Raw genomic sequence first — 12,285 nt, 5'->3', positions numbered from 1 at the left:
CCCACTCCGTGAACTCCCGGCGTTTCAGCCCGTGGAACGGCTTGTCTCAGCCGCCGAACATGACCTTCCATTCTTCGAGCGACCGCGGCCGGTAGACGAAGTTGCTGCGCTTCACTTCCGACAGCGCGGCCGACGGCTCGTTCGAGTACCGGTGGCCCGGGTAGACGACCGGGTCCCCGGCCAGCCCGGCGAGCTGCTGCAGGCTGCGGTAGATCTCTTCGGCGTCCCCGCCGGGGAAATCGGTGCGGCCGCAGCCTTCGAGGAACAGCGTGTCCCCGGAGACGAGCTTGTCCTCGACGAGGAAGCACTGGCTGCCCGGCGTGTGCCCGGGCGTGTGCAGCAACCGGATCGGGACGGCCCCGACTTCGAGGACGTCGTCGTGGTCGTGCGCGCGCAGATCCGTCCCGGACACCCCGGTGACCCGCTTGACCCACTCGCTCTCGGCCCCGTTGACGTGGATCGGCACCTGCTCGATCGCGAGCAGCTCGGCGATCCCGGGCAGCGAGAAGCCGAGCATGTCCCCGCCGACGTGATCGGGGTGGTGGTGCGTGGCCAGCACCCCGGTCAGCCGCATCCCGTCCGCGGCGAGCACGTCCAGCAGGTCCTGGACGGCGTAGGCCGGATCGACGATGACGGCTTCGTTCGTTTCGCGGTCGCCGATGAGGTAGGCGAAGTTCAGCATCTGCGTCGCCACGGAATCCCCGACAGCGAAGTCACGGCCGGCGAGCAGCTGCCGGAAGTAGAGCCGATCAGTCATGCCGGACACCCTACGGTCCGGCCACCGCCGTCAGCGCGGCCAGCACGGCGGCGACCGCGGGCGGGTCCGGTGGGTCCCCGTACGTCGCCGCGTGGATGCGGCGGTGGAGACCCGGGAGTTCGGTCGCGTGGATGTCCGGGCGGCGGTGGGCCGCCAGGGCCAGGCCGGGCAGCGTCGCGACGCCGAGGCCCGCCGCGACCAGGGACTGGACCACCACCATGTCGTCGCTCAGCGAAGCGATGCGCGGGGTGAAGCCCGCCTGGCCGCACACCGCGTCCAGTTCCGCGCGGCAGCGGTCGCAGCCGCCGATCCAGGCCGAGTCGCGGTGGGCGGCCAGGGTGGCGGCCGGGTGGCGGCTGATGAGGTGGATCGGGTCGTCGGCGAGGTGGCGGAACCGGAAGCCGTCCTCCTCGAGCCGGGCGCCGGCGTGCTGGAAGACCACCGCGACGTCGAGGTCGCCGCGGCGCAGCAGGTCCAGTGCCTCCACCGGGTGCTCGTCGACGAGGCTCAGCTCCAGCCCGGGGTGCTCGCGCGCCAGTGCGGTGGCCGCCTCCGGGACGAGGGTGCTCAGCACGGACGCGTTCGCCGCCAGCCGGACGCGTCCGGCGCGCAGGCCGACCTGGGCGGCCAGCTCGGTGGCCGCCGAGTCGGCGCGGCCGACGATCTCGGCCGCGCGGCCGGCCAGCAGCCGCCCTTCCGGGGTCAGGCGGATGCCGCGGCCGGCGCGCTGGACGAGCTTGGCGCCGGTCGCCGCTTCCAGGCGGGACAGGTGGTGGCTCACCGACGGCTGCGAATAGTGCAGCTCGCGGGCCGCCCCGGTCACCGACCCGTGCCGGGCCACCGCGGCCAGGACCTTCAGCTGGACCAGGCTGAGCATTCATCGACGATATCAATGCTTCGCCGCCCGAATTGGCATTGGACGTCATGTCCGGCCCGGGCCATCCTGGGTGCCGACCCCGAGGAGGCACGACGATGACGGTGACCTGCGACCTCACGATCACGCTCGACGGCTACGCGGCCGGGCACCGCCAGACCGAGCAGCGGCCGTTCGGCGACGACGGTGGCGACGGCTGGGGCGACCGGTTGCACGCCTGGTACGGCGAAGGCCGCGAGGAGCACCCCGATGAGTTCGACCGGATGCTGACGGCGAAGGCGTTCATCATGGGGCGCAACATGTTCGGCCCGGTGCGCGGCCCGTGGGACCGGCCGTGGACGGGCTGGTGGGGCGACGAGCCGCCGTACCACGGGCCGGTGTTCGTGCTGACCCACCACCCGCGCGAACCGCAGCCGATGGCCGGCGGCACGACCTTCCACTTCGTCACCGACGGCATCGAGGCCGCGATGGACCGCGCGCGCGAGGCGGCCGGGGACGGCGGCATCTCCGTCCACGGCGGTGCGACGACCGTCAACCAGTACCTCGCCGCGGGCCTGATCGACGAGCTGCGGCTGCACGTCGCACCGTTCACCCTCGGCGCCGGCGTCCGGCTGTTCGACGGCGTGCCCCCGCTGAACCTCGAGCAGCTGGACGCGCGCTCGACGCCGTCGGTCACGCACCTGCGGTACCGCGTGCTCCGCTGACCTTCCCCGTGGTGAGCACGAGCCGGCCGAAGACCTCGCCCGCGTCCAGCTTCCGGTGCGCCGCCTCGGCCTGCTCCAGCGGCAGCACCTCGTGCACGACCGCGCGCAGGCCGCCGGCGAAGACGTCGGCGGTGGCGGCGGACCGCTCGGCCATCGGCACGGTGTCCGCGCTGAACGTCGCGAAGGACAACGACCGCCGGAACCCCGCGAACAGCTCCTTCCCGAGGTCGGCGGGCGGTTCGCCGCCCAGCACGCCGACGACCACCAGGCGCCCGTTGGGGTTGAGCTTGCCGAAGAACGACGGGAGTTCCGGGCCGGCCACGATGTCGAGGATGACGTCGAAGCCCTCGGCTCCCCCGCCGTCGCGGCCGAGCACCTGGGTCGCGCCCAGCTCCCGCAGGCGCTCGCCGCGCTCGGGCGACGACGTCGTCACCGCGATCGCCCCGGCCCCGCCGCGGGCCGCCAGCTGGACCGCCATGATCCCGATGCCGCCGGCTGCGCCGCGCACCAGCACCGACTCGCCCGGGGCGAAGTGGACGTGGCGCAGGCCGAAGTGGGCGACCATGCCCGAGCTGCCGAGCGTCACGGCGTCGACGGGCGTGACGGCGGGCGGGAGCGGGACGAGCGTCTCGGCCGGCGCGACCGCCTGCTCGGCGTAACCGCCGCCGATGCCGGTGAAGGCCCAGACCCGCTGTCCGAGCCAGGCCGGGTCGACGCCGTCGCCGACCGCGGCCACCGTGCCGGCGATCTCGCCGCCGAGGACGTGCCCGGGCTGGAACCCGTACGCCGCGAGCGAGCCGTTGCGGATCAGCATGTCGACGCCGCCGACGCCGATCGCCTCGGTGCTGATCAGCACCTGCCCGCCGGCCGGGTCCGGGACCGGGAGGTCGACGACGGCCAGCCCTTCGGGACCGCCGAATTCCTGCACCGCGACTGCTTTCACTGTTCTTCTCCGTCGTTCCGGGATCGGTGATCGACCACGGAAGGTAACGGACGCCCCCGTCCGTTTCGCTAAAGTGAGGGAGTGACCGAAGTTTTGCCTCACCTCCGGCGCTCGGACGCCCGGGACAACCACGACCGCATCCTCGAAGCGGCCCGCGCGATCTTCGCGGCCGACGGCCTGGCGGTGCCGATGCGCGAGGTCGCCCGGCGCGCCGACGTCGGCCCGGCGACCCTGTACCGCCACTTCCCGACGAAGGAAGCGCTGGCCACCGCGGCGTTCGCCGACCAGATCCGCGCGTGCTACACGATCGTCGACGAGGGGCTCGACGACCCCGATCCGTGGCACGGCTTCACTTCGGTGCTCGAGAAGCTGTTCGAGCTGTACGCCCGCGACCGGGGCTTCACCGCGGCGTTCACGGCGGTGTTCCCGCACGCGCTGGATTTCGCGGCGGACCGCGAACGCGCGGTGAAGTCGATCGCGGAGCTGACCCGCCGGGCCCGGGAAGCCGGGCACCTGCGCCCCGACGTCGAACTGGACGACGTGATCCTGGTGCTCATGGCCGGCGGCGGCATCCAGGCCGCGTCACCGGCGGCCCGCGTCGCGGCTTCACGGCGTTTCGCCGCGCTGGCGATCCGGGGCCTCCGGGCTTGACGCCCACTGGTGGCCGCTCCCCCGGTGCAGGGCGGCGTACACGCGGTCTCGCAGGACGTTGGCCTCGTGGTCGGACAGGGTGGCGCCCAGCGGGCGGAGCACCAGGCGGACGAGGAGGTTCCGCTGATCGCGGCGGGCTCCGAGCCGGGCCAGCGCGGCCGGCGGCAGGTCCGCGCACGGCGTCTCCTGGCGGATCTCGACCGACTCGACGACGTCGGCTTCGTCACCGAGGGCGTCCCGGACCCGGTCGCCGAGGTCTTCGGCCCGGTCGCCCGCGTCGGCCGCGATCGACAGGTCGCGGCGCACGGGAGGCAGCGCCGACACCGGCCGGTACGGCGCGAGGTCGGTCATCTGCGCGGCGACGGCCGGCTCGGCCGACCGCAGGAGCCGGATGTCCGGGATGCCCTTGCGCAGCATCAGCATCCGGTCGAGCCCCATGCCGAGCGCGAGCCCGGACCACTCGGAGCCGAGGCCGGCGCGCGCGAGCACGGCGGGGTGCGCGAGCCCGCATTCGGCGACTTCGACCCAGCGGCCGTCGTGCTCGACGTCGAGCTGCGCACCGTCCACTGTGTACGGATGACGGCGCGGTTCGAGGCGCCACTTCGCGTGCGGCACGAGCGCGGCGACCATGTCCTCGAGGTCCGCCCGGCCGGTCGGGCCGCGGGTGATCCGCCACAGGTCGAGCTGGTGCGGCGTACCGCTGTGCAGCCGGTCGATGCTGTCTCGCCGGTAGACGATGCCGGGGCAGACGAGCAGGACGTCGTCGGCCGGGCACGCGGCCAGTGCCCGCAGCGCCGCCGGAACCATGGCGGTCGAGTGGCTGCGCAGGACGTGGTCCTGGTCGACGTACCGGGTGTAACGGGCGTCGCGGGTGACGTCGGCGGGGTCGTAGCCGAGGTTGTCGTAGTTGTCGGCGATGGTGACGATCCGATCGCCGGGCCACCACCGCACGGCGACCGGCCACCGGGCCGCGAGCGCGTCGACGGCCTCGCCGACGACGAGCTGCACGGCGTGCGCCCCGGCTCGTGGGTCGGTGAGATCGCGGACGGCGAGATCACGGGTGAGCTGGGCGGGGCTGAGGACTTCGGGCATGACAGGACCTCCGGGGTGCGTGGGCTGCTGAGGGAAAGGACTCCCCCTGGCCCGGCACCCGGCGAGGTCAGTACTGCTACGCGCCCGTCAGCCGACGGTCGGCGTGGCACCGGAACCCCGCTGGCACGAAGGCCAGGGGGCCGGTAAATCGGCGGTACTCCGCGACGACGGCCACACACCCAGGCTAATGGCGACGTCACGTCGTTTTCTTCTCCCTCACTCACCCACCTCCCCGTCCGCCAGCTCCCGCAGCACGTCCAGGTGCCCCACGTGCCGGGCCGTCTCCTGCACCACGTGGGCCACCACCCAGCGCACCGTGAACTCCGCCCTCCGCCGGGTGCGGTCGTCCGGGCCCAGCCGGTACAAGGCCTTTTCCGCCCGGCCCCACTCCGCCCGGTACGCCGCCACCACGGACTCCGGCGTGTCGGATTCCGCCAGGTCCCAGCTCGGGTCCGGCGTCCCCGCCCACAGCGACGGCAGGTCCGCGCCGCCCGCCTCGATGCACAGCCACCAGCGCTCCACCGCCGTCAAGTGCTTCACCACGCCCAGCGCGCTCATCCGCGGCGACGACGGCAACGGGGTCGCCGCCGCCTGCTCGGCCGTCAGGCCCGCCAGCTTGTTCACCGCCGTCGCGCGCAGGAACTGCAGGAAATCCAGCTGAAGGCGCAGCTCGTCGGCCGCCAGCCTCGCGGGCCAGCGGCGGTGCGTCTTCGAACTCGTGTTCGACATGACCGCAAGGTACCGCACGGGTCCGACAAAATAGAGTGATCCGCATGTGGTGGGGACTGCTCTGCGCCCTGGGTGCGGCGATCGCGTACGGCGTGGCTTCGGTGATGCAGGCGGTCGCCGCGCAGGCGACCGACACCGGCGCTGACGGCGTCGATCCGAAGCTGCTCGTGCGCGTGCTCGGCCAGTGGAAGTTCGTCCTCGGCCTGGCGCTGGACGTCCTGGGGTTCGTCGCGCAGATCGTCGCCCTGCACGTCCTCCCGCTGTTCGTCGTGCAGGCCGCGCTCGCCGCGAGCCTCGCGGTCACGGCCGTCGCCGCGCGGTTCCTCGGGGTGCGGCTCGGGCGGCGGGAATGGGCGGCCGTGGCCGTCGTCTGCGCCGGGCTCGCGCTGCTCGGGACCGCCGCGGAAAGCGAAGGATCCGATCCCGTCGGGCTCGGCTTCCGGCTGGTGCTGATCGGCGCGGTCGTCGTGCTGGCCGGCGCCGGGATCGCCGCCGGGAAGGCGAACCGCCGGGTGCGGACGCCGGCGCTCGGGCTGGTCGCCGGGCTGAGCTTCGGCGTCGTCGCCATCGCCGGGCGGATCATCCCGAGCCTCGCGCCACTAGACCTGCTTACCGACCCCGCGACCTACACCGTCGCGGTCGCGGGCGGGATGGCGATGCTGTTCTACGCGACGGCACTGCAGCGCGGGAGCGTCACCACGTCCACCGCCATGATGGTGCTCGGCGAGACCGTGTTCCCCTCGCTCATCGGCGTGTTCGCCCTCGGCGACCGCACGCGGCCGGGGTTCGCGGTGGTCGCCGTCGCCGGGTTCGTGCTCGCCGTGGCCGCCGCGCTCGCGCTGGCGCGGTTCGGGGAACCGGCCACCGAGCCGCGGACTGAGACGAAGCCGACCGTTTTCCCGTAACTCTTTTACTTAGACTAGCCTTACCTATCCACGACGCGGACAGGGAGGCGCGGGTGAGCACGACGGGACGGGAAGTCCTCCGCCGGTCGATCGCCGGGCAACGACGATCGGTGGCCCTCGCGGCCCTGCTGACAGCGGGCCACCAGGGCGGCGAAGCACTGGTGCCGGTGGTGATCGGCGTGGTGATCGACCAGGCCGTCGCCGGCGGTTCGGTGGGCACGCTCCTGCTGTGGCTCGCGGTGCTGGGCGTCCTCTTCGCCGCGCTGTCGACCAGCTACCGCCTGGGCGCGCGCTTCGGCGAACGCGCCGCGGAGCGCGCGGCCCACGAGCTCCGCCTCGACGTCGGACGCCGGGTGCTGCACCCCGGCGGGGTCGCGGACTCCGGCGCGCTGGCCGGGGAGCTGGTGAGCATCGGGACGTCGGACGCGAAGCGCGTCGGCACGGTCAACGGCGTGCTGCCGTTCGCCGCCGCCGGGCTGGCCGGGCTGCTGGTCAGCGCCGTCGCGCTGCTCACCATGTCGCTGCCGCTCGGCCTGCTCGTGCTGCTCGGCACGCCGCCGATGCTGTACCTGGCGCACCTCATCGGCAAGCCCCTGGAGCGCCGCAGCGAGGCCGAGCAGGAGCGGTCCGCGTTCGCTTCCGGCATCGCGACCGACCTCGTCGCCGGGCTGCGCGTGCTCAAGGGCGTCGGCGCCGAAAGCGCCGCCGTCGACCGCTACCGCCGCACCAGCCAGGACTCGCTCCGGGCGACGCTCCGGGCGGCACGCGCCCAGGCGTGGCACAACGGCGCGCTGCTGGCGCTCACCGGTGTCTTCATCGCCGTGGTCGCGCTCGTCGGCGGCAACCTCGCCGCGGCGGGCGACATCAGCGTCGGCGACCTGGTCGCCGCGGTCGGGCTCGCGCAGTACCTGATCACGCCGTTCACGATCTTCTCCTGGGTCAACGGCGAACTCGCGCAGGGCCGGGCGTCGGCCGCGCGCATCGCCGACGTGCTCAACGCGCCGCCCGCCGTCGGCGCCGGGGACGCCACGCTGCCGGTCCCGGCCGCCGGGCACGTCAAGCTGGCCGCGCTGAACCGCGGCGCGCTGCGGGACGTCGGGTTCGAGGCCAGGCCCGGTGAGCTGCTGGGCGTGGTCGCCACCGACCCGGCCGCCGCGACCGACCTGCTCGACTGCCTCGGCCGCGCCGCCGACCCGGCGAGCGGCTCGGTGTCGGTCGACTCGGTCGACCTGTCCACTGTGGACCCGAGCCGGGTCCGGGAGGTGGTGCTGGTCGCCGCGCACGACGCCGACCTGTTCGCCGGCACCGTCGCCGAGAACGTCGAAACCGGGCCCAGGACCGCCGAAGCGCTGACCGCGGCCGCCGTCGACGAGGTGGCCAGCGCGCTGCCCGACGGCGTCGCGACCGCCATCACCGAACGCGGGCGGTCGCTCTCCGGCGGGCAGCGCCAGCGCGTCGCACTGGCCCGCGCGCTCGCCGCGGACGCGCCGGTGCTCGTGCTGCACGACCCGACGACCGCGGTCGACACCGTCACCGAGGCGCGGATCGCCGCGGCACTGGCGGAACTGCGGCGCGGCCGCACGACCATCCTCGTGACCACCAGCCCGGCGCTGCTCGCCGCGACCGACCGCGTCGTCCTGCTCGACGACGGGCGCGTGACGGGCGAAGGCAGCCACGCCGACCTGGCGGGCCGGGCCGACTACCGGGCGGCGGTGCTCTCGTGACCCGTGAACTCCTCCCCGTGGCCGACGGCCGCCGGATCCGCGCTGTCGTCGGCGAACTGCTCGGCCGCGCCAAGGGCCGCACGGCCGCGGCGGCCACGATGCTCGTCGCGGCGACGGCGATCGGCCTGCTCACCGCTCCCCTGCTCGGCCGCGTCGTCGACTTGGTCGCGACGCGCCGCCCGGCCGCCGATCTCGTGGCGCCGGTCGTCGGCCTGGTGCTGGTCGCGCTGGCCCAGGCGGTCGCGACCGCGATCGGGGTGTCGCTGGTGGCGCGCCTCGGCGAGACGATCCTGGCCGAGCTGCGCGAACGGTTCGTCGAGCGGGCGCTCGGGCTGCCGCTGGAACAGCTCGAACGGGCCGGCTCGGGCGATCTCACCGCTCGCGTGACCAACGACGTTTCGGTTGTCGCGGAAGGCGTCCGGCAGGCGCTGCCGGAGCTGGGCCGGTCGGTGCTGACCGTCGTGCTGACGCTGGGCGCGCTGGCCGTGCTCGACTGGCGGTTCCTGCTGGCCGCGCTGGTCGCCGTGCCGGTCCAGCTGTGGACCGTGCGCTGGTACGTGCCGCGCGCGAAGCCGTTGTACGCCAGCCAGCGCGAGGCCGTAGGCGCGCAACAGCAGCAGCTTCTGGACACCATCGGCGGGGCGAAGACGGTCCGCGCGTTCCGGCTGGCCGACGCGCACCTGGAGCGGGTGCGGCAGCGCTCCGACGGCGCCGTCGAGCTGGCCCTGCGCGGGATCCGGCTGGTGACGCGGTTCTACGCGCGGCTCAACCTCGCCGAGTTCCTCGGGCTGTCGGCCGTGCTGGCGATGGGGTTCCTGCTGGTCGGGGCGGACGCGGTCACGGTCGGCGTGGCGACGGCGGCGGCACTGTACTTCCACAGCCTGTTCGGGCCGATCACGACCGCGCTCGCGCTGGTCGACGACGCGCAGGCGGCCACGGCGAGCCTGGCGCGGCTGATCGGCGTCGCCGACCTGCCCGCGGCGGAATCCCCCGCGCGGCCGGCCCGGCCGGTCGACGCGTCGGTCAAGACGGCGGGCCTCGGATACTCCTATGTGGACGGTCACCCGGTGCTGGCCGACGTCGACCTCGCTGTCGCGCCCGGCGAGCGGGTGGCGCTGGTCGGGGCGAGCGGCGCCGGGAAGACGACGCTGGCCAAGCTGATCGCCGGCATCCACCGCCCCGGCACGGGTTCGGTCACCCTCGGCGGCGTCCCGCTCGACGAGCTGGGCCCGGCGGGCACCCGCCGGACGGTGGCGCTGATCAGCCAGGAGGTCCACGTCTTCGCCGGGCCGCTGGCCGACGACCTCCGGCTGGCGCGCCCCTCGGCGACCGACGCCGAACTGCGGGACGCGCTGGCGAAGGTGGGGGCGCTGACGTGGGTGTCTTCCCTGCCGGACGGGCTGGCCACGGTGGTCGGCGAAGGCGGCCACCAGCTGACGGTGACGCAGGCGCAGCAGCTCGCCCTGGTCCGCCTGGTGCTGGCCGACCCGCCGATCGCGATCCTCGACGAGGCCACGGCGGAGGCGGGCAGCGCCGGTTCCCGCGTGCTGGAGGCGTCGGCCGCGGCGGCGTTGGAGGGACGGACGGCGCTGGTGGTGGCGCACCGCCTGACGCAGGCGGCGGCGTCGGACCGGATCGTGGTGCTGGACGCGGGCGCCGTGGTGGAGTCGGGGACGCACGACGAACTGGTCGCGGCGGGCGGCCAGTACGCGAAGCTCTGGACGGCGTGGTCCGGCCAGCGCGCGTGACCCGCCAGCCGTGCCGGACCGCCGGGGGGGTGCGGCCGGCGACGCGGTGTCTTGAATGAGTCATTCAAGTCTTCGGAGGATGCTGTTGGCTTATTCGGGACACCGACCCCCAGGGCCGTGAAGGAGCTCTCTCGCGACGAGGGCCAATGTCCGTGAAGGCCTCCTTACCGGGCATAAGAGCCGGTAAGGAGGCCTTCACGGCTTTCAAAGCCTCGTCACCGGCGCATCCACCCCGAATAAGCCAACAGCATCTTCGGAGGTCCTGAATGACTCATTCAAGACGTCGGCGGCCAGCGCGCATGACTTACCGGGCACGCGAAAGCGCCGGGAGCCACGTGGGTTCCCGGCGCTTTCGTCTTCCCGACAGGGTCAGTTGTCCATGGCGTCGGCCAGGGACTTCGGCCGCATGTCCGTCCAGTTCGCTTCCACGTGGTCCAGGCACTCCTGGCGGCCGGACGGCCCGAAGGTCACCGTCCAGCCCGCCGGGACGTCGGCGGACTCCGGCCAGAGGCTGTGCTGGTTCTCGGCGTTGACCAGCACCAGGTACGTGCCGTCGGGGTCTTCGAACGGGTTGGTCACGGCGGGCCTCCTCAGGCGGTGATGTCGGTGCGGGCGCCCTTCACCAGCGCGGTCAGCTTCTGGATGACCGGGGTGGCGAGCAGGTGGTTGAAGCGCGGCTCGGCCGACCAGTCGCCGAGCTGGTTGGCCTTCACCGCGGGGAGCTGGTTCCACGTCGGGAACTGCGTCATCTGGGCGCGCGGCAGGGCGTAGGAGCGCGAGTCGGTCAGGATCAGGTCCGCCGGGTACTTGCCCGCCTGCTCCCAGGACAGCTGCTCCCAGTAGTCCTCGGTGCCGCCGCCGGAGACGATGTCGAGGCCGAGCTCGCGGTAGTACGCCAGGTCGGCGAAGAAGTCCGGCTTGGCGATGTAGAGGCCGTCCTTGTCGCCGTACAGCACCAGGACCTTGAGGCCGGCCTTCTCCTTCGCCGCCGCCCGCAGCTCCTCGGACGCCTTGTCGAAGTCCTCCTTGGCCTTCTTCATGGTCTCCGAGCCGGCGTCGCCGCCCAGCGCGACGGCCAGCTGCGAGTAGCGCTCGATCACCTTGGGCAGCGTGACCTTGTACTCCGAGAGCGCGACGATCGGCGCGACCTGCTGCACCTTCGGGCCGAGGTCGTCGGTGAGCACCCACATGTCCGTCGGCTTGGCGCCGGTCAGGCCGGTGACGACCAGGTCGGGCTTGAGCGCCGCGAACTTCTCCATGCTGAAGTCGTCCCAGGCGTTGCCGATCGACGTGACCGAGTTCAGGTCGATGTTGCCCGCCTGGATCTCCTTGGCGCCGTCGGCGGTCTTCTGCGGGCCGAACACGCCGACCGGGCGGACGCCGTAGTCCCACAGCGCCGCGGCCGAGCTGGCGTAGGCCACCACCCGCGCCGGACGCTGGTCGCGCGCCGCCTTCTGGCCGCGGTCGTCGGTGAACTCCCAGGGACCGGAGGCGGTGCCCGCCTGCTTGCCGTCGCCGCTGCCGCACGCGGTCAGTGCCGCCGCGGCGGCGACGCCACCGGCGCCGATCAGGAATCCACGCCGGCTGAGCCCGGCAGCGCCTTGGAACAGGGACATGAGAACCTCTCGAGCTTTTGGGGGTTCCGGGTGGCGGAGCCCCCGGCCCGGGCCGGAGGCCCGGATGTCACAGCGAACTTTAGGATAGGCACACCTTATTTAGGGCAGCCTGGCAAAAGCAACTGTGTCACCGCCCACGGCCGGAGAGCTGCGCCTCGGCGCCCGGCACCGGCTCGGCCGGGTCGTGGCCAAGGTGGACCTGCCGGTTGTCCGCGTCGACGTGCACCACCCGCGGCCGGTGCGCCGCGCGCTCGGCCTCGTCGATCTGCGCGTAGGTGATGATGATGACCAGGTCGCCGGGGTGCACGAGGTGCGCGGCCGCGCCGTTGACGCCGATCACGCCGCTGCCCGCTTCGCCGGTGATGGCGTAGGTCTCCAGCCGGGCGCCGTTGGTGATGTCGACGACGTGGACCTGCTCGCCTTCGACGATGTCGGCGGCGGCCATCAGGTCCGCGTCGATGGTCAGCGAACCGACGTAGTGCAGGTCGGCCTGCGTGACGGTGGCGCGGTGGATCTTGGCGTTCATCAGGGTGCGGTGCACG

13 protein-coding genes are annotated in these 12,285 nt (G+C 73.3%); 5 read left to right on the top strand and 8 right to left on the bottom strand.

The genetic code is table 11. The features are described from left to right. Nucleotides 1-46 precede the first annotated feature (46 nt). Both EIY87_RS45315 and EIY87_RS45310 read right to left on the bottom strand, forming a co-directional pair. A complete protein-coding gene (locus tag EIY87_RS45315) occupies nt 47-757 on the bottom strand; it encodes an MBL fold metallo-hydrolase (RefSeq protein WP_125316264.1) in 711 nt (236 codons plus the stop codon). 10 nt (nt 758-767) lie between these two features. After that, nucleotides 768-1,634 (bottom strand): LysR family transcriptional regulator, encoded by an 867-nt coding sequence (locus EIY87_RS45310; protein ID WP_125316263.1) that lies wholly within the window; start codon nt 1,632-1,634, stop codon nt 768-770. Between the two features lie 95 nt (nt 1,635-1,729). Between EIY87_RS45310 and EIY87_RS45305 the strand changes: the two genes are divergently transcribed. Continuing rightward, a complete protein-coding gene (locus EIY87_RS45305; RefSeq protein WP_125316262.1) occupies nt 1,730-2,335 on the top strand; it encodes a dihydrofolate reductase family protein in 606 nt (201 codons plus the stop codon). Here the strand turns inward: EIY87_RS45305 and EIY87_RS45300 are convergent. Continuing rightward, entirely contained in the window at nt 2,304-3,278 is a 975-nt protein-coding gene (locus EIY87_RS45300; RefSeq protein ID WP_125316261.1) for a zinc-binding dehydrogenase, read from the bottom strand. The genes EIY87_RS45305 and EIY87_RS45300 overlap by 32 nt on opposite strands. An 81-nt stretch (nt 3,279-3,359) precedes the next feature. Between EIY87_RS45300 and EIY87_RS45295 the strand changes: the two genes are divergently transcribed. Then, nucleotides 3,360-3,929 (top strand): TetR/AcrR family transcriptional regulator, encoded by a 570-nt coding sequence (locus tag EIY87_RS45295; protein ID WP_191984510.1) that lies wholly within the window; start codon nt 3,360-3,362, stop codon nt 3,927-3,929. Here the strand turns inward: EIY87_RS45295 and srmL are convergent. Both srmL and EIY87_RS45285 read right to left on the bottom strand, forming a co-directional pair. After that, a complete protein-coding gene (gene srmL, locus EIY87_RS45290; protein ID WP_125316260.1) occupies nt 3,885-5,021 on the bottom strand; it encodes a PheS-related mystery ligase SrmL in 1,137 nt (378 codons plus the stop codon). The two genes, EIY87_RS45295 and srmL, sit on opposite strands and share 45 nt — an antisense overlap. Nucleotides 5,022-5,237: 216 nt before the next feature. Then, nucleotides 5,238-5,750: a DinB family protein gene (locus tag EIY87_RS45285; protein WP_191984509.1), complete on the bottom strand. Its 513-nt coding sequence runs from the start codon at nt 5,748-5,750 to the stop codon at nt 5,238-5,240. Nucleotides 5,751-5,794: 44 nt separating this feature from the next. Here EIY87_RS45285 and EIY87_RS45280 point away from each other — a divergent pair, with 44 nt between their 5' ends. From EIY87_RS45280 to EIY87_RS45270, 3 genes are read left to right on the top strand one after another with little or no spacing between them, the layout of a single operon-like run. Next, a complete protein-coding gene (locus tag EIY87_RS45280; RefSeq protein WP_191984508.1) occupies nt 5,795-6,655 on the top strand; it encodes a DMT family protein in 861 nt (286 codons plus the stop codon). Between the two features lie 53 nt (nt 6,656-6,708). Further along, entirely contained in the window at nt 6,709-8,379 is a 1,671-nt protein-coding gene (locus EIY87_RS45275) for an ABC transporter ATP-binding protein (protein WP_125316258.1), read from the top strand. Then, nucleotides 8,376-10,127, top strand: coding sequence for an ABC transporter ATP-binding protein (locus EIY87_RS45270; RefSeq protein ID WP_125316257.1), 1,752 nt, complete (start codon nt 8,376-8,378; stop codon nt 10,125-10,127). The genes EIY87_RS45275 and EIY87_RS45270 overlap by 4 nt, the downstream gene beginning before the upstream one ends. Nucleotides 10,128-10,496: 369 nt before the next feature. Here the strand turns inward: EIY87_RS45270 and EIY87_RS45265 are convergent, their stop codons facing one another. The 3 genes from EIY87_RS45265 to panD form a co-directional block, all read right to left on the bottom strand. Beyond that, complete coding sequence (locus EIY87_RS45265) at nt 10,497-10,706, bottom strand: MbtH family protein (RefSeq protein ID WP_125316256.1); 210 nt, start codon at nt 10,704-10,706, stop codon at nt 10,497-10,499. Between the two features lie 11 nt (nt 10,707-10,717). Continuing rightward, nucleotides 10,718-11,743 (bottom strand): ABC transporter substrate-binding protein, encoded by a 1,026-nt coding sequence (locus EIY87_RS45260; protein ID WP_125316255.1) that lies wholly within the window; start codon nt 11,741-11,743, stop codon nt 10,718-10,720. Nucleotides 11,744-11,870: 127 nt separating this feature from the next. Next, nucleotides 11,871-12,284 (bottom strand): aspartate 1-decarboxylase, encoded by a 414-nt coding sequence (gene panD, locus EIY87_RS45255; RefSeq protein WP_125316254.1) that lies wholly within the window; start codon nt 12,282-12,284, stop codon nt 11,871-11,873. Nucleotide 12,285 lies beyond the last annotated feature (1 nt).

Source organism: Amycolatopsis eburnea (genome assembly GCF_003937945.1).
GTDB classification, from domain to species: Bacteria; Actinomycetota; Actinomycetes; order Mycobacteriales; family Pseudonocardiaceae; genus Amycolatopsis; species Amycolatopsis eburnea.
Note: the sequence above shows the minus strand (reverse complement) of the source record. Positions and strands in the feature narration are given on the sequence as shown.

Excerpts from the sequence above, each read along its gene's own strand:
- EIY87_RS45260 (WP_125316255.1), bottom strand. The coding sequence starts at position 11,743 with ATGTCCCTGTTCCAAGGCGCTGCCGGGCTCAGCCGGCGTGGATTCCTG.
- EIY87_RS45305 (WP_125316262.1), top strand. The coding sequence starts at position 1,730 with ATGACGGTGACCTGCGACCTCACGATCACGCTCGACGGCTACGCGGCC.
- EIY87_RS45285 (WP_191984509.1), bottom strand. The coding sequence starts at position 5,750 with ATGTCGAACACGAGTTCGAAGACGCACCGCCGCTGGCCCGCGAGGCTG.
- EIY87_RS45315 (WP_125316264.1), bottom strand. The coding sequence starts at position 757 with ATGACTGATCGGCTCTACTTCCGGCAGCTGCTCGCCGGCCGTGACTTC.
- srmL (WP_125316260.1), bottom strand. The coding sequence starts at position 5,021 with ATGCCCGAAGTCCTCAGCCCCGCCCAGCTCACCCGTGATCTCGCCGTC.
- EIY87_RS45310 (WP_125316263.1), bottom strand. The coding sequence starts at position 1,634 with ATGCTCAGCCTGGTCCAGCTGAAGGTCCTGGCCGCGGTGGCCCGGCAC.
- EIY87_RS45280 (WP_191984508.1), top strand. The coding sequence starts at position 5,795 with ATGTGGTGGGGACTGCTCTGCGCCCTGGGTGCGGCGATCGCGTACGGC.